Below are 16,358 nucleotides of genomic sequence, written 5' to 3'. Positions count from 1 at the left end.
TGTGCTTTTTCAACGATGCGTTTCTACGCGAACGACAAGCGCTTGTGGCCGAAGTAACTGGTGATGACTGGAAAGGCGACGCCAATTGCGTGCGCGATTGTTTCGCTGTGGAAGTCGATGCCTATGGCTGGCAGGAGCAAAAGCGCGAACAGCAGGCTGATCGCGATCGTCTGCGCGACGGCAGCGAGGTTGATTGCAGCAAACCACAGTACCTGTTGGTGGAAGCGGTTGCTGGTTTCGCCGAAGACGAACATCTTATTGAGCGTGAAAGCGGTGATCATGCCCAGGCAGTAGGCGACGACGATGGCAGGCACATAGTGCAGCCAGTGGCTGAGAACGATACGCGAGCCGACATTGATCGCCGCGGCAAGTCCACCGGCGATCAGGAACAGCACGAATTGGCGGGACGGAACGGAAGTCCTCATTCGTTGCTCGTGCCAGACGACGCAACGCGGGCCAAGGTCTGACCCACGGCAATGCTTTCGTTGATCGAACGGTCTTCCGGATAGTAATAGGCCGTGTCGGCCATGAAAAAGCCGTCGAGCGGCGATTTCATCGGCGGCAACATGTCCTGGAAGCCCGGGGGGCAGATGGTCTGTGCGTACTCATAGCGGTGGCAATGGGTCGCACGGATCCATTCGGGCTTGAACTCCGGGTTGATCATCGGCAGGTAGCTGATGACCTCATCGATGAGTTGCTGGTTGCTCCACTGCCACTTCGGATGCGTCTTGGGCATGTAGTAAGGTGCGTACACGATGTGTTCGCCCGGCCCCTTGCCCGGATTGAGGTTGCTGTATTCGATCAGGCCCGGGATCGCGATCCGATCGTCACTGATGTTCATCCAGAAATTCTCGCTCAGCGGCTGTGACAGTTTCAGGATCACGCACGCAACGGGAATGTTGTCGATGGCATCGACCTTGTCGGCATAGTCTTTTGGCAGACCAGGCACCAGTTTGGGGACGTACTGGATTGGTGCAGTGGAAATAACGCGATCGTAGGCATGCTTTCCGTCGCGGGTGCGGATACCGGTGACCTTGCCGGCATCGGAAGTGATTTCCTCGATAGGCTGCCCGAGCAGGATGTTGCCTCCCAGTCGACGGACTTCTTCGGCCATGCGGTCGAGCAGCACCGCCGAGCCACCTTCCAGGTAGCCCATGCTCTCGTTGAACAGATTGCGCCGGGACAGCGCCACGCGCTTGATGCGCGTGCCGATCCAGGATGCGGACAGGTCGTTCTGGTACTCGAAGAACTTCAGCGCGAATGCTTTTTCCCACATCACCTTGTAGGCCTTCGGGCCGATCCAGCGGGTAATCCAGTCGCGGGCATTCTGCTTGTCCAGCGCGGTCCAGTCCTTGATGCCCTTGGTGTGCATCACGTGCAGGGCATAGCGGACCTTGTCGATCAGGCCCAGGTGCGGGAAGCCGAGCAGCGCGAACGGCGTGCCCCACTTGTGCAGCTTGCCTTCGTAGTAATAGCCCATCTTGGTGTCTGTCCAATGCAGGCGATCAGACAGCTTCATCTCATCCAGGAGCTTGAACAGCGGGTAGTCGGTCTTGCAGATGAAGTGGTAGTAGCGCTCGATGCGCAGGCCATCGAAATCGAAGTCGGCCGACATGCCGCCGATCCGGTCGTCGCGCTCGTAGACGTCGACCGCGTGGCCCTGCTTGAGTAGCTCCAGCGCTGCCATTAGGCCCATCGGCCCGCTGCCGGTGATGGCGAATTTGCTCATTCCAATGTTGTTCCGTCTGTTTTGTCTGGTCAGCGCTTCAGCACGATATGGCTGTAGCGTGGGTCGGTATAGCTTTCGCGGATGGCGTCCTCGAACGGTGTCTGCCGCACGCCGAACACCGCTTCGGTGTCGATTCCCTTGAAATCGTCGCCGGCGCTGAGTGCTTTCAGTTGGTCGGCAGTAAAGGGAGGCTTGCTGCTGAACAACGAATACGTGCGCAGCAGGAACGCGAAGAAGCCGATCGGGATGTGCACGATAAGCGTATGCAGCTTCTTGACCCGCTTGATGGTGCGGATGATGTCCACATAGTCCACGCGAGTGTCGCCCACGATGTCGTACACCGTGCCATCCGGCTCCGTTTCGATGCACTTGGCGATGCAGCGGCAGAAATCGCGCTCGTACAGCGGCTGGCGCATGAACTTGCCGTCGCCGGGAATCGGGAAGACGGGGGTGCGCGCCATGAAACGCGACAACCAACCGAGATGCTTGGGATCGAACCAGCCGAACATCAGCGTGGGGCGCAGCACGCAATGGGGAATTCCATTGGCGCGCACCTGCGCCTCCTGCAGCTTCTTGGTCTCGGTGTAGTCATCGGTGGCAACCGAATTCACCACCGACGAGCTGATGTGCACCATGTAGGGAACCTGATGGTCCCTGCAGGCCTGCAGCACGCGCTCGGTCGCCTGCAGGTTGTTGCGGTCGAACAAAGTGCGGAACTTGCCGGTGATCTGTGCATGCAACTGCACTACCAACTGAGCGCCCGCAAACGCTTCGGTCCAAGCGCCAGGTTCGGCGAGGTCGGCCAATACCGTCTTCACGTCCGGGTGCAGTTTGCGCAGGATCTCGAGGTTGTGCTCGTGTTTGTCGATGGCGACCAGCTGCGTGTATCCCTGCTGTTTCATCTCGACGATGAGGTTTTGCCCCACCAGGCCTGCGGCACCGGTCAAGACGATCTTGTCACTTTTCTGTGCCATGGACGGACTCGAAAACAGTGGATGAAGGGTCAGGCGCGCTTGTACGCGACGACCAGCGCCTGCTTGCCAAGAATGTGCCAGGCCAGCGGGATGCGCAGATACAGCGACACCAGCCAAGGGGCCTGCGGCAGCCGGCTCTTGGTGGTATACGGCAGGAATTTCGGAATCACGACCTTCGGATCCAGCCCCGCCATCAATACGCCCTCGACCAGGCTGCGATCGCTCAGCGCCGTATGGTGGTCGAAGTAATCCCAGTACTCGTCGTACAGGAAGCGGATGTTGGGTTGCAGGATGATCACCCTGCCGCCCGGCTTGAGCATGCGTGCGCTTTCCCGCAGTGTCTGCAGGACCAGGTCCTTGGTCGGCAGATGCTCAAGGAAGTTGCTCATGAACACTGCATCGACGCTGGCGCTGGGGATGGAGCTGACCGCGACGCACGACTCGTTGATGATGCGGATGCCGTCGGCGGCGAACTTGCGCACGTCGGGGTTGAGGTCGACGGCGATCTTGTGGGCAGCTTGAATATTGTTGATGAACTCGCAGTAGCCAGCGCCAATGTCCACCACGGTTTCATTCGGCCCGACGAACCGGCTGAAATACTGTCTGCACAACACTTGCCAGATCCGGTTCTTGTTGGCGAGTTCTTCCTTGGGGAAACGATGTTGGTAGAGCACATCCAGATCTTGGTCGATATCAGGCATCTCAGCACTTCCTTGGTGGATGGGTCGGTTTATAGAGAAATGCGACGAAAAACGAACTCCGGGATGTTCTTGATCACCATCATTATTGCCCACCAGAACCCAGGCAGATATGCAACGGCACGCCGGCGATCGACGGCGCGCACGATGCCCTTTGCGATCTGGTCGGGCTTGGCCCACAGCGCGCCCTTCTTGAAGGCGGCGGTCATCGGCGTGTCGACGAAGCCCGGCTTGACCGTGAGCACGTTGATCCCGGCCGGACGCAGGCGCTGGCCGAGGCCGCTGAGGTAGGCGCTGACCGCGGCCTTGGCGCTGCCGTACAGGTAGTTGCTGGCGCGGCCGCGGTCGCCAGCGACCGACGAGATCACCGCCAGCGTCGCGCCAGACGTCAGGCGCGGCGCCAGCGCCGCGCACAGCGCGATCGCGGAGGTGCCGTTGGTGGCGAACTCGCGCAGCGACAGGTCGACCGAGGCGTCGCACGCGGCCTGGTCCGGCAGGGTGCCATGCGCGATCAGGACCACGTCCACGCCGCCGAGGGCCGACCATGCCGCGTCGAACGCTGCGCCGTGGTGCGCGCCGTCGTTGACGTCGAGCACGCCAGTGCTGCTCTTGGCGCCGCGCACCGACAGGTCTGCCGCGATCGCCTCCAGGCGCGCGGCTTGGCGGCCGAGCAGGTGGATCGCCGCGCCGCGTGCGGCGTAGCGTCGGGCAGTGGCTTTGGCGATGGCCGAGGTGGCACCGATGATGAGGACGCGTTGCATGTCTACTCCGTGACCCGGCGCCAGAAGCCGGAAGAAAAACGTGGATCGAGGTAATGGCTGAATTCCCGCCAGCGGCCGTAGGCGCGCTGGAACGACGCCGCGCTCATGCGCGCGTCCTTGGCAGGGTACAGAGCGCCGCCGGCCGCGTCGACGATGCGGTCCAGCCGTTCCAGCAGCCGAAACACCTCCGGGCCGCTATTGGGGAAATCCAGCGCCAGGGTGGTGCCCGGGCGCGGAAATGACAGCATGCCGAGCGAGCGCGCGGCGCCGAACTCCTTCAGTACCGCCAGGAACGAGCCGCTGCCGCTGCGCGCGATCTCCGCCAGCAACGCATCGATGCCGTCGCGCGAGGCCGCCGGCGGCAGCACGCACTGGTACTGCAGGAAACCGGCCGGGCCGTACATGCGATTCCAGTTGCGGATGCCGTCCAGCGGATAGAAGAACGGCAGCAAGTGGCTGACCGAGCGCTTGCGCGGCGCAGGCTGGCGCCAGAAGTACAGCGCGTTGAACGGCCGCAGCGACAGCTGGTTGACCAGCGAGAACGGCGGCGTCAGCGGCATCGGCAGGCCTGCGCCCGGGGGCTTGGGCCGTTCTTCCGGCAGGCCCGGGCAATGGTCGGCGCGGGTGAAGTGGCCGCGGCCGCGCGCGCGGCCGCTGGCCAGGCAGTCGATCCAGGCGACGCTGTATTCGTGGCTGTCGGCGGAGGCCGCGGACAAGGCGAAGAACTCGTCGAGCGAACCGAACCGGATGTTCTCCGTTTCCAGGGCGGCGCTCGCGACCCGGCGCAACTGGAGTTGCGCCCAGGTGATCAGGCCGGTCAATCCGAGGCCGCCGACGGTGGCCGCAAACCAGCCTTCGGCATCGTCGTCGGGCGTGCACACGCGGCGCGTGCCGTCGCTGCGCAGCAGCTCGAAGGCGTGCACATGGTGGCCGAAGCTGCCGGTGCGGTGGTGATTCTTGCCGTGTACGTCGTTGGCGATTGCGCCGGCCACGGTCACGTAGCGGGTGCCCGGGGTGACCGGCAGGAACCAGCCTTGCGGCAAGGCCAGGTCGATGATCTCGGCCAGGGTGACCCCGGCTTCGCAGCGCAGCAGGCCGGTCGCTGGATCGAATGCGATGAACCGGTCCAGGCCACGCGTGCACAGCAAGCTGCCGTCCGGGTCCAGGCAGCTGTCGCCATAGCTGCGGCCGTTGCCGCGCGGCAGCGCGTGGCCGTCGAATGCCGGCAGGTCCGCTGCCCGGTCGGTGACCGGCAGCAACGCCTGCCTCGCCTTCGGATAGCGTCCCCAGGATTGCCCCGCGTCCGCCATCAGATGGCGCTCAGCGCGAACAGTCCGCACAGCACCACCACCACCTGGCTGACCCGGTCGGTGGCGGCGAACACGATCGGGTCGTCGTGCATGTCGCCGCGGTGCGCGATCACCCAGACCCGGCTCACCCAGTACAGCAACACCGGGCACACCAGCCACAGCACTTTCGGGTGGCTATACAGTTCCACGCTCTCCGGGCTGTTGATGTACAGCGCCATCACCATCACCGCGATGTAGCCGGCGGCGGCGCCCATCGACTGCAGCAGCGACAGGTCCTCCACCGAGTAGGCGCGTCCGCTGGCTTTGGTCTTGCCGCTGTTGAGCATCGCGTGCAACTCGGTATAGCGCTTGAGCAGGGCCAGCGACAGGAACATGAACATCGAGAACGCCAGCAGCCAGAACGACAGTTCGACGCCGATCGCCATCGCGCCGCCGATGATGCGCACCGTGTACAGCGCCGCCAGCAGCACCACATCGATCATCACGATCCGCTTCAGCCGCAGCGAGTACGCCAGCGTCATCACGTAGTAGGCCAGCAGCACCAGGGTGAATTCCAGGTTGCAGGCCAGCGACAGCGCGAGTCCGGCCACGGTCAGCGCCGGAGCGGCGAACAGGCCGTGCAGCAGGGGAAGGCGGCCGGCGGCGAAGGGACGCTTGCGCTTGCGCGGGTGCTGCCGGTCCGGAGTGAGGTCGAGTAAATCGTTCAGCACGTACACGCCGGAGGCGCACAAGCCGAATGCGATCAGTGCGATCGCCGCCTGCAGCACCGACTCCGGATCCAGGAAGCGATGCGCGGTCAGCAGCGGGACGAACACCAGCAGGTTCTTCAGCCACTGGTGCAGCCGCAGCGCCTTCAGCCAGGCACGGGCGCGCGGCGGCGCGGGCCAATGCGCATGCACCGTGGTGCGTTGCGCGGCGGCCTTGCTGAGCGCGGTGCCATTGTTGACGACCCAGGCGCCGCCGGCTTTCTCCCATACGTGCAGGTCCACGCTGCCGTTGCCGGCATAGTCGAAATTGCCGGCACCGAACGTTTCGACCAGGACATCGGCCTTGTTGCGCCCGGAGAGATTGCGTTTGCCGTCGCTGGCGATCACCTGCTCGAACAGGCCCAGATACTCCGCGATCGGCGTCACCAGCAAGGCATCGGATGCGGTGCACAGCACGCGCGGACGCTGCGTGGTGGTGCGCAGCAGTTCCAGGACTTTCTCGTTGTAGGGCAGGGTCTCGGCCGGCAAGGTGACGCGCGTGGCCAGTTCGCGCTTCAGCGCCGCCTTGCCGCGCAGCAACCACAGCGGCAGCAGGAACAGGTACAGCGGATTGCGTGCCAGCAGCGCCAGCACCGACTCGTAGAGGATGTCCGAGTTCAGCAGGGTGCCATCCAGATCCACGCACAGGGCTCGCCCCGAAACTGCCGGATGGTGGGGCGGGGAACTGGTAGGGGCGGACATTCGACGGCCTGGCGGTCCATTGCGGGGCCGCGATTATACCTAGCGGATCAGATGGCCCTGCCGCGGGGCCGGAACTCGGCTCTGATCATCGCCAGCGCGCCGACCAGAATGGCGTACCACAGCGTGACCAGGCGCGCCGCCACCGCCACGGCGATCGCGTCGGCGGTGGCGATGCCGAGGCGGTCGAGCATCAGCACGATCGCCAGTTCGGTGGTGCCGACGCCACCGGGCACGAAGGACAGCGCGCCGACCAGCATCGCCAGCGGGTAGATGCCGAACGCCACGATGGGGTCCAACTGCAGGCCCATCCCCAGGCACAGGCCCACGAACACCGAGGAGGTCAGGCCCCAGGCCATCAACCCGGCGACCATGCTTTGGCCGAACTGGCGCGCACCGAGGCAGCCGCGCAGCTCCAGCGCCGCGGCCAGCGCGAACTGGGCCAGGCGCTGCAGCCAGCGCCCGGGCATCCAGCGCACCAGGCCGGTCAGCCGGTCCAGCAGCGGCGGCCAGGCGGCCGCGCCGAACAACAGGCCGACGAAGGCCAGGACCACCGCCGCCAGCACGCCCAGCGTAGGGAATACGGGAGCGGCCAGCAGCGACAGCGCCAGAATGATCAGCAGGTCGGACGCGCGCTCGAACACGAACACGGCGATGGTGCGCCGCGCGGGCACGCCCATGCGGGCGAAATAGCGGATACGCAGCAATTCGCCGGCCTTGCCCGGCGTCGCGGTCAAGGCGAAGCCGGCCAGGTAGCCGGCCAGCCCGGCGACGAACGGGACCGGATGGCCGTAGCGCTGCAGCAGCCAGCGCCAGCGCCAGTACCGGAACAGGTAGCTGGCGCTGACCGGCAAGGTCGCCAGCGCCATCAGGTGGCCGACCTCGCTCAATCGCGAGAACGTCCCGTTGCCGCGGTCCACCCAGAACAGCGTGGCCACGTAGCCCGCGCACAACAGCAGCACGAACCCGGCCAGGTGATCGATGCGCCGCCGCCGCGGCATCGGCATGCCGTCGGCGCCGGAGGGCGGCAGCGAGGTCATCGGAACCGCATCGGCGTCAACCCAGCGCCGTTTCCAGTTCCGGGAGCAAGGTGAACAAGTCACCCACCAGCCCGATGTCGGCGATCTCGAAGATCGGCGATTCCGGATCCTTGTTGATCGCGACGATGGTGCCGGCGTCCTTGATCCCGGTCAGGTGCTGGATCGCGCCGGAGATGCCGACCGCCACGTACAGGTCCGGGGCGATGATCTTGCCGGTCTGGCCGACCTGCAGTTCGTTGGGCACGTAGCCGGCATCCACCGCCGCGCGCGAGGCGCCCACCGCGGCGCCGAGCTTGTCGGCCAGCTTGTAGATGATCTGGAAATTCTCCGCCGAACCCACGCCGCGGCCGCCGGAGACCACGCGCTTGGCGCTCTGCAGGTCGGGGCGGTCGGAGCTGCCGGCGGCCAGGCCGACGAAGCGGGTGTGGGTCGGCAGCGTGGCGCTCACGCTGGCCGCTTCGATCGCCGCGCTGCCGCTATCGCCTTCACGGGAGCGGGCCGCTTCCGGCCACGAGGCGCTGCGCACGGTGGCGACCACGGTCTGGTCGGCGGGCGCCTGCACGCTGATGATCGCGTTGCCGGCGTAGATCGGGCGCTTGAAGGCGTATTCGCCATCGACCGCCATCAGGTCGGAGATCTGGTTGACCCCGAGCAGCGCGGCGACCACCGGCATCAGGTCCTTGCCGAAGGTGGTGGAGGGGCCGAACACGTGGCTGTAACCCTGCGCCAGCTGCGCGATCTGCGGCCCCAGCACCTGCGCGATGGCGTGTTCGTTGGCCGGATCGGCGACGGTGAGCACGCGGCTCACGCCGGCGATCTGCGCGGCCTGCGCGGCGACCGCGGCCGGGTCGGCGGCCAGCACCACGATGTCGATGGTTTCCGGCGACAGCGCCTGCGCCGCGCTGACGGTCTTGGCGGTGGCCGCGTTGAGCTGGCCGTTCAGGTGTTCGGCGACGACGAGGATCTTGGCCATTACAACAACCCCTTCTGCTTGAGTGCGGCCACCAGTTCGGCGGCGTCCTTGACCATCACGCCGCGGCTGCGCTTGGGCGGCGGCGCGTAGTGGGTAGTGGCGAGGCTGTCGTTGGACTCCACGCCCAGGTCGGCGAAGGCCAGGGTCTGCAGCGGCTTGCTCTTGGCCTTCATGATGTCCGGCAGCTTGATGAAGCGCGGTTCGTTCAGGCGCAGGTCGGTGGTGACCACCGCCGGCAGGTCCACTTCCAGCGTTTCCAGGCCGGCGTCGACCTCGCGGGTCACCGTGGCTTTGCCGTCGGCGACCACCAGCTTGCCGGCGAAGGTCGCCTGTGGGCGGCCCCACAGCGTGGCCAGCATCTGTCCGGTCTGGTTGGCGTCGTCGTCGATCGCCTGCTTGCCCAGGATCACCAGGTCGGGCTGCTCCTGCTCGACCAGCTTGAGCAGGGTACGGGCCGCGGTCAGCGGCTGGATCGCGGCATCGGTGACCACGTGGATGGCGCGGTTGGCGCCCATCGCCAGGCCGTTGCGCAGGTGCGCGGCGGCATCGGCCGGGGCCAGAGTGACCACCACGACTTCGCTGGCGATGCCGGCGTCGCGCAGGCGCAGCGCCTCTTCCAGGGCGATTTCGTCGAACGGATTGGGGGAAAGCTTGACGCCCTCGGTCACGACGCCGGAGCCGTCCGGCTTGACCTGGATGCGGACGTTGTAGTCCACCACGCGCTTGTAGGCGACGAGGATTTTCATCTTGTAAGAGATCCTTCAGCAATACGGGAAGGCCCGGCCGCGGCGGCTGGCACGGGGCAGTCGGTGGATTCTAACCGGCAGCGGTGGACCATGCGAGGGCGTATGGTGGCCGTCGCAGGCGGCTGCCTGAGTCTGAACCCGGCACAGCGGGCGCAGGCGACCGTCCCCGGCAAAGCGTATATCCTGTGCGGTTTGAGCACCGGCGCGCCTCGCGGCGCCCGACCAGGAGACGTGACAGTGGCTACTTGGCTTGTAACCGGCGGCGCCGGGTTCATCGGCGGCAATTTCGTGCTGGAAGCGGTGTCGCGCGGCGTCCGCGTGATCAATCTCGATGCGCTGACCTACGCCGGCAATCTGAACACGTTGGCGACGCTGGAGGGCAATCCCGACCACGTCTTCGTGCAAGGCGATATCGGCGACCGCGACCTGGTCGCCCGGTTGCTGCGCGAGCACCAGCCCGACGCGGTGCTGAACTTCGCCGCCGAGAGCCATGTGGACCGCTCGATCGACGGCCCCGGCGCCTTCATCCAGACCAACGTGGTCGGCACCCTGGGCCTGCTGGAAGCGGTGCGCGACCACTGGAAGGCGTTGCCGGAAGGACCGCGCGCCGCGTTCCGCTTCCTGCACGTGTCCACCGACGAGGTCTACGGCACCCTGGGCGAGACCGGCAAGTTCTCCGAGACCACGCCGTACGCGCCCAATTCGCCGTACTCGGCCTCCAAGGCGGCCTCCGACCACCTGGTGCGCGCGTTCCACCACACCTACGGCCTGCCGGTGCTGACCACCAACTGCTCCAACAACTACGGCCCGTACCACTTCCCGGAAAAACTGGTCCCGCTGGTGATCGCCAAGGCGCTGGCCGGCGAGCCGCTGCCGGTCTACGGCGACGGCAAGCAGGTGCGTGACTGGCTGTTCGTCGGCGACCATTGCGAGGCGATCCGCACGGTGCTGGCCAAGGGCCGGGTCGGCGAGACCTACAACGTCGGCGGCAACTCCGAGAAGCAGAACATCGAGGTGGTGCAGGCGATCTGCGCGCTGCTCGATGCGCGCCGCCCGCGCGCCGACGGCCAGCCGCGCGCCAGCCAGATCACCCATGTCGCCGACCGCCCCGGCCACGACCGGCGCTACGCGATCGATGCGTCCAAGCTGAAGAACGAACTGGGCTGGGAGCCGAAGTACAGCTTCGAGCAGGGCATCGCCATCACCGTGGACTGGTACCTGGCCAACCAGGCCTGGGTGCAGGGCGTGCTCGACGGCAGCTACCGGCTGGAACGCATCGGCACGGCGGCATAACGCGAGTCCCTCGCAAGAGCCCGCACACCGATGTGCGGACTTCCTAGGAAGCACCTCATGACCCAACGCAAAGGCATCATCCTGGCCGGCGGCTCCGGCACCCGGCTGTATCCGATCACCAAGGGCGTCAGCAAGCAGCTGCTGCCGGTGTACGACAAGCCGATGATCTACTACCCGCTCAGCGTGCTGATGCTGGCCGGCATCCGCGAGGTGCTGATCATCAACACCCCGCACGAGCAGGCCTTGTTCCGTGCGCTGCTGGGCGACGGCTCGCAGTGGGGCATGCGCCTGGAGTACGCGGTGCAGCCGAGTCCGGACGGACTGGCGCAGGCTTACCTGATCGGCCGCGAGTTCATCGACGGCAAGCCGAGCTGCCTGGTGTTGGGCGACAACATCTTCCACGGCCATGGCCTGACCGAGACCCTGCGCCGCGCCGATGCGCGGCAGCACGGCGCCACCGTGTTCGGCTATTGGGTCAACGACCCTGAGCGCTATGGCGTGGCCGAGTTCGACCAGGCCGGCAAGGTCATCGACATCGCCGAAAAGCCGGCCCAGCCGCGCTCCAACTATGCGGTCACCGGCCTGTACTTCTACGACGGCCAGGCCAGCGAGCACGCAGCCGCGTTGAAGCCCTCGCCGCGCGGGGAGCTGGAAATCACCGATCTCAACCGCCGTTATCTGGACGCGGGCGAACTGCACCTGGAACCGCTGGGCCGCGGCTACGCCTGGCTGGATACGGGCACGCACCAGTCGCTGCACGAGGCTTCCAACTTCATCGAGACCATCCAGTCGCGGCAAGGGCTGCAGGTGTGCTGTCCCGAGGAGATCGCGTTCGGCCAGGGCTGGATCGATGCCGCGCAGCTGGAGAAACTCGCCGCGCCGCTGTTGAAGAACGACTACGGCAAATACCTGCATGAACTGGCTGTACGAGGAATCGTTCCGTGAAAGTGATTGAAACCAATCTGCCCGGCTGCGTGGTGATCGAGCCGGCGGTGTTCGGCGACGAACGCGGCTACTTCTTCGAGACCTGGAACGCCGAGCGTTTCGGCCAGCACGGGCTGCCGACCAATTTCGTGCAGAGCAACGTCTCGACCTCGGCCAAGGGCGTGCTGCGCGGCCTGCATTACCAATGGCCGCGCCCGCAGGGCAAGCTGGTCAGCGTGCTGGAAGGCGAGGTCTACGACGTCGCCGTGGACATCCGCCGCGGCTCGCCGCACTTCGGTCGCTGGGCGGCGGTGGTGCTGAGCGCGGAGAACAAGAAACAGTTCTGGATCCCGGAAGGCTTCGCGCATGGGTTCGCGGTGCTGTCCGAGCGTGCGGTGTTCAGCTATCTGTGCACCGATGTGTACGTGAAGGAAGCCGACGCCGGCGTGCGCTGGGACGACGCGGCGATCGGCGTGGACTGGCCGATCAGCCAGCCGCTGCTGTCGGCCAAGGATGCGGTGGCGCCGTTCCTGGCCGACATCGCCGCCGAACGTTTGCCGGTGTACGCGCCGTGACCACGCTGGTGTTCGGCGCCAACGGCCAGGTCGGCCAGGAGCTGCTGCGCGCGCTGGGCGCACGCGGGCCGTTGCTGGCGACCACGCGCAGCGGCCGCCTGCCTGACGGCAGCGCCTGCGAGAGCGCCGACTTCGACCAGCCGCAGACGCTGGGCGCCTTGCTGGACCGGCTGCAGCCGACGGCCGTAATCAATGCGGCGGCCTATACCGCCGTGGATCGCGCCGAGCAGGAGCGCGACGCCGCGTTGCGTGCCAACGCCGAAGCGCCCGCGGCGATCGCCGGCTGGTGTGCGGCGCATGGCGTGCCGATGGTGCATTACTCCACCGACTACGTGTTCGACGGCCAGGGCACCCGCCCGTACCCGGAGGACGCGCCGACGGCGCCGCTGGGCGTGTATGGCGCAACCAAGCTCGCCGGCGAAGACGCGATCCGCGCTTCCGGCGCGCAGCACCTGATCTTCCGTACCGCCTGGGTCTACGCCGCGCACGGCAGCAACTTCCTGCGCACGATGCTGCGCGTCGGCGCCGAGCGCGACGAACTGCGCGTGGTCGCCGACCAGGCCGGCACGCCGACACCGGCAGCGTTGATCGCCGACATCACCGCGCAAGTCCTCGAGCAACGCGCTGCCGCGCAATCTGGGACCTGGCACCTGACCGCCGCCGGCGAGACCACCTGGCACGGTTTCGCCGAGGCGATCTTCGAAGACGCGCTCGCCGCGGGTCTGCTGGCGCGTGCGCCGCGCGTGCTGCCGATCGCCACGGCCGAGTATCCGACGCCGGCCAAGCGCCCGGCGTATTCGCGGCTGGACATCGCTAAGCTGCAGCGCGATTTTTCGCTGGTGTTGCCGCAGTGGCGCGATGGCCTGCGCCAGGTGATCGGCGAACTGGCCGCACAAGCGCCACAATCCGCATAGCGCGGCACACGCCGGCCTGAAAGGCGGAAACGAAAAAAGCCGGGCATCGACCCGGCTTTTTTCTTTGCGCTGCAGCAGGACTCAAGTGCGCCCGTAGGTGTCCTCGAAGCGCACGATGTCGTCCTCGCCCAGATAGCTGCCGGACTGCACCTCGATCAGTTCCAGCGGCAGCTTGCCCGGGTTCTTCAGGCGATGGGTCACGCCCAGCGGGATGTAGGTGCTCTGGTTCTCGGTGAGCAGCAGCACTTCTTCGCCACGGGTGACCTCGGCGGTGCCGCTGACCACGATCCAGTGCTCGGCGCGGTGGTGGTGCATCTGCAGGCTCAGCGTGGCGCCGGGCTTGACGGTGATGCGCTTGACCTGGAAACGCTGGCCGTTGTCGATCGAATCGTAGGCGCCCCACGGGCGATACACCTTGCGGTGCCAGGTGGCCTCGGAGCGGCCGCTGGCCTTGATCCTGGCCACGATCTCCTTGACCTCCTGGATGCGCTCGCGGTGCCCGACCAGCACCGCGTCGTCGGTCTCCACCACCACCACGTCCTGCAGCCCGACCATCGCGATCAGCCGCGAACCGTAGGCGTAGGTGTTGCGGCAATCGATCTCGATCACGTCGCCGTGGTGCGCATTGCCCTGCGCGTCCTGCGGCGAGACTTCGAGCAAGGCCGACCAGGAACCGACGTCGTTCCAGCCGGCATCGAGCGGCACCACCACCGCATCGGCGGTCTTCTCCATCACTGCGTAGTCGATCGAGTCCGACGGGCTGGCGGCGAAGGCGTCCTTGTCCAGGCGGGTGAAATCGGCGTCGCGCTTGGACGCTTCCCAGGCCTTGCTGCAGGCGTCGGCGATCGCCGGCTGGAAGCGGCGCAGCTCTTCCAGGTAGCGCGAGGCGCGGAACAGGAACATGCCGCTGTTCCAGTAGTACTCGCCCGAAGCAAGATAGCCCTGCGCAGTAGCCAGGTCCGGCTTCTCGACGAAGCGCTCGACCGCGCTGACGCCGTTGCCGGCGCCGGCCTTGATGTAGCCGTAGCCGGTTTCCGGCGCGGTCGGCTTGATCCCGAAGGTGACCAGCTTGCCTTGCTCGGCGGCCGCGGCGGCCGCGCGTACCGCGGCCTGGAACGCCGCTTCGTCGCGGATCACGTGGTCGGAGGGCAGCACGAGCAGCAGCGGGTCGGCGCCGTTGCGGGTCGCCTCCAGCGCCGCCACGGCGATGGCCGGAGCGGTATTGCGGCCCTTGGGCTCGAGCAGGATCGACTGCGGCTTGACGCCGATCTGCTGCAATTGCTCGGCGGCAACGAAGCGGTGCTCTTCGTTGGCGACCACGATCGGCGCGTGCCCGGCGACGGGCGCCGCACGCAACCAGGTGGCTTGCAGCATGCTGTGTTCGCCGACCAGCGGCAGGAACTGCTTCGGATAGGACTCGCGCGACAGCGGCCAGAGCCGGGTGCCGGAGCCGCCGGACAGGATGATGGGTAGGACGTCGCTCATGGGCGGGGGAACTCCATAGTGCGTCTGGGGGGAGGGGAGATCAGTCGCGCAGCAGGTCGGAAATTTCCTGCGTGCGCGCTTCCAGCAATGCCGCATCGCCACGCGTTTCCACGTTCAGGCGCAACAGCGGTTCGGTATTGGAGCTGCGCAGGTTGAAGCGCCAGTCGGCGAATTCGGCGCTGACGCCGTCGGTATAGTCCAGCGCCGGCGCGTGCGTGGCGAAGTGCTCCATCACCCGCGCCACCGCGGCCTTGGCATCGGCGACCTTGAAGTTGATCTCGCCGCTGCACGGGAACTTCTGCATGCGCGCCTCGACCAGGTCGGCCAGCGAGCGACCCGACTGCGACACCAGTTCGGCGATCAGCAGCCACGGGATCATGCCCGAGTCGGCGTAGGCGAACTCGCGGAAATAATGGTGCGCGCTCATCTCGCCGCCGTACACGGCGTTCTCGCTGCGCATCTTCTCCTTGATGAAGGCATGCCCGCTCTTGCACAGCACTGGCACGCCACCGGCGTCCTCGACCATCTCGATCGTGTTCCAGGTCAGTCGCGGATCGTGCACGACCTTGCCGCCCGGCTGCTTGGCCAGGATCGCCTGCGCGAGCAGGCCAACCAGGTAATAGCCTTCGATGAAACGGCCGTTCTCGTCGAAGAAGAAGCAGCGGTCGAAATCGCCGTCCCAGGCGATGCCGAAGTCGGCGCCGTGTTGCTTGACCGCCTTGGCGGTGGCCTCGCGATTTTCCGGCAGCAGCGGGTTCGGGATGCCGTTGGGGAAGTGGCCGTCCGGCTCGTGGAACACGCGCACGAACTCGAACGGCAGGTGCGGCGCCAGCAGGTCGACGATGGCGCCGGCGCCGCCGTTGCCGGCGTTGACCACCAGCTTCAGCGGCTTGAGCGAGCCGATGTCGATGTAGCTCAGCAGGTGCGCGATATAGGCGGACTTGTCCGGGCGGCTGTGCTCGGCGGCGGTCGGCGTGCCGGCCGGCGCGGTGTCGGCGGCCACAGTGTCGCGGATCGCGAACAGGCCGGTATCGGAGCTGATCGGGCGCGCATTCTCGCGCACCAGCTTCATCCCGTTGTAGTCCATCGGGTTGTGGCTGGCGGTGACCATCACCCCGCCGGCAGCCTTGAGGTGATCGGTCTGGAAATACACTTCCTCGGTGCCGCACAGGCCGATGTCGATGACCTCGCGGCCACTGGCGCGCAAGCCGGCCGACAGCGCGTCCTGCAGCCCCTGGCTGGCCAGGCGCACGTCGTGGCCCACGACTACCGGCCCGCTCTCCAATTGCCCCGCCAAGGCCACGCCGATGCGGCGGGCCAGGTCATCGTTCAGTTCGTCGGGAACGCGACCGCGGATGTCGTAGGCCTTGAATGCGGGAAGCGACATAGGGGAGGGACCTTGGATGGGGGAACCTGGAGTGTAACGTTCCGGCCCTTAATCGGTCATTGCGGCAGTGCGCAGCAGGCCGCGCGCGGCGAGCGGCTAAACTA

At 66.4% G+C, this 16,358-nt stretch carries 16 protein-coding genes; 4 read left to right on the top strand and 12 right to left on the bottom strand.

Features of this window, described 5'->3' with window-relative positions; all coding sequences use genetic code 11:
• Nucleotides 1–23: 23 nt before the first annotated feature.
• From HEP75_RS18350 to HEP75_RS18305, 10 genes are all read right to left on the bottom strand, one after another.
• On the bottom strand, nt 24–425 hold the full coding sequence (locus HEP75_RS18350) for a GtrA family protein (protein ID WP_185824468.1): 402 nt from the start codon (nt 423–425) through the stop codon (nt 24–26).
• Nucleotides 422–1,729 carry an NAD(P)/FAD-dependent oxidoreductase gene (locus HEP75_RS18345; protein WP_185824467.1) on the bottom strand — a complete coding sequence of 436 codons (1,308 nt, stop codon included), beginning with the start codon at nt 1,727–1,729 and terminating at the stop codon, nt 422–424. The genes HEP75_RS18350 and HEP75_RS18345 overlap by 4 nt, the downstream gene beginning before the upstream one ends.
• Before the next feature lie 29 nt (nt 1,730–1,758).
• A complete protein-coding gene (locus tag HEP75_RS18340; protein WP_185824466.1) occupies nt 1,759–2,703 on the bottom strand; it encodes an NAD-dependent epimerase/dehydratase family protein in 945 nt (314 codons plus the stop codon).
• A gap of 29 nt (nt 2,704–2,732) precedes the next feature.
• The gene (locus tag HEP75_RS18335; protein WP_185824465.1) at nt 2,733–3,404 is read right to left on the bottom strand and encodes a class I SAM-dependent methyltransferase; all 672 of its coding nucleotides are present in this window, start codon (nt 3,402–3,404) and stop codon (nt 2,733–2,735) included.
• Between the two features lie 29 nt (nt 3,405–3,433).
• Nucleotides 3,434–4,162 (bottom strand): SDR family oxidoreductase, encoded by a 729-nt coding sequence (locus HEP75_RS18330; RefSeq protein WP_185824464.1) that lies wholly within the window; start codon nt 4,160–4,162, stop codon nt 3,434–3,436.
• A 2-nt stretch (nt 4,163–4,164) separates the two neighbouring features.
• Nucleotides 4,165–5,472, bottom strand: coding sequence for an FAD-binding oxidoreductase (locus HEP75_RS18325; protein ID WP_185824463.1), 1,308 nt, complete (start codon nt 5,470–5,472; stop codon nt 4,165–4,167).
• The gene (locus HEP75_RS18320; protein WP_185824462.1) at nt 5,472–6,860 is read right to left on the bottom strand and encodes a UbiA family prenyltransferase; all 1,389 of its coding nucleotides are present in this window, start codon (nt 6,858–6,860) and stop codon (nt 5,472–5,474) included. The genes HEP75_RS18325 and HEP75_RS18320 overlap by 1 nt, the downstream gene beginning before the upstream one ends.
• A gap of 107 nt (nt 6,861–6,967) precedes the next feature.
• Nucleotides 6,968–7,957: a lysylphosphatidylglycerol synthase transmembrane domain-containing protein gene (locus HEP75_RS18315; protein WP_185814004.1), complete on the bottom strand. Its 990-nt coding sequence runs from the start codon at nt 7,955–7,957 to the stop codon at nt 6,968–6,970.
• Nucleotides 7,958–7,973: 16 nt separating this feature from the next.
• Nucleotides 7,974–8,930, bottom strand: coding sequence for an electron transfer flavoprotein subunit alpha/FixB family protein (locus HEP75_RS18310; protein WP_185824461.1), 957 nt, complete (start codon nt 8,928–8,930; stop codon nt 7,974–7,976).
• Nucleotides 8,930–9,676, bottom strand: a complete 747-nt coding sequence (locus tag HEP75_RS18305; RefSeq protein ID WP_179568594.1) for an electron transfer flavoprotein subunit beta/FixA family protein — start codon at nt 9,674–9,676, stop codon at nt 8,930–8,932. Before HEP75_RS18305 ends, HEP75_RS18310 begins: the two co-directional genes overlap by 1 nt.
• A gap of 237 nt (nt 9,677–9,913) precedes the next feature.
• Here HEP75_RS18305 and rfbB point away from each other — a divergent pair, with 237 nt between their 5' ends.
• From rfbB to rfbD, 4 genes are read left to right on the top strand one after another with little or no spacing between them, the layout of a single operon-like run.
• The gene (gene rfbB, locus HEP75_RS18300) at nt 9,914–10,969 is read left to right on the top strand and encodes a dTDP-glucose 4,6-dehydratase (RefSeq protein WP_185814001.1); all 1,056 of its coding nucleotides are present in this window, start codon (nt 9,914–9,916) and stop codon (nt 10,967–10,969) included.
• Between the two features lie 57 nt (nt 10,970–11,026).
• Entirely contained in the window at nt 11,027–11,914 is an 888-nt protein-coding gene (rfbA, locus tag HEP75_RS18295) for a glucose-1-phosphate thymidylyltransferase RfbA (protein WP_185821058.1), read from the top strand.
• A complete protein-coding gene (rfbC, locus tag HEP75_RS18290) occupies nt 11,911–12,468 on the top strand; it encodes a dTDP-4-dehydrorhamnose 3,5-epimerase (RefSeq protein WP_185813999.1) in 558 nt (185 codons plus the stop codon). Before rfbA ends, rfbC begins: the two co-directional genes overlap by 4 nt.
• Nucleotides 12,465–13,382 (top strand): dTDP-4-dehydrorhamnose reductase, encoded by a 918-nt coding sequence (gene rfbD / locus HEP75_RS18285; RefSeq protein WP_185824460.1) that lies wholly within the window; start codon nt 12,465–12,467, stop codon nt 13,380–13,382. The genes rfbC and rfbD overlap by 4 nt, the downstream gene beginning before the upstream one ends.
• Before the next feature lie 81 nt (nt 13,383–13,463).
• Here the strand turns inward: rfbD and HEP75_RS18280 are convergent, their stop codons facing one another.
• Complete coding sequence (locus tag HEP75_RS18280; protein WP_179568585.1) at nt 13,464–14,867, bottom strand: mannose-1-phosphate guanylyltransferase/mannose-6-phosphate isomerase; 1,404 nt, start codon at nt 14,865–14,867, stop codon at nt 13,464–13,466.
• Between the two features lie 40 nt (nt 14,868–14,907).
• The gene (locus tag HEP75_RS18275) at nt 14,908–16,254 is read right to left on the bottom strand and encodes a phosphomannomutase (protein ID WP_185824459.1); all 1,347 of its coding nucleotides are present in this window, start codon (nt 16,252–16,254) and stop codon (nt 14,908–14,910) included.
• Nucleotides 16,255–16,358 lie beyond the last annotated feature (104 nt).

The organism is Xanthomonas sp. SI (assembly GCF_014236855.1).
GTDB lineage: Bacteria > Pseudomonadota > Gammaproteobacteria > Xanthomonadales > Xanthomonadaceae > Xanthomonas_A.
This window is presented reverse-complemented; position numbering and strand designations above follow the sequence as displayed.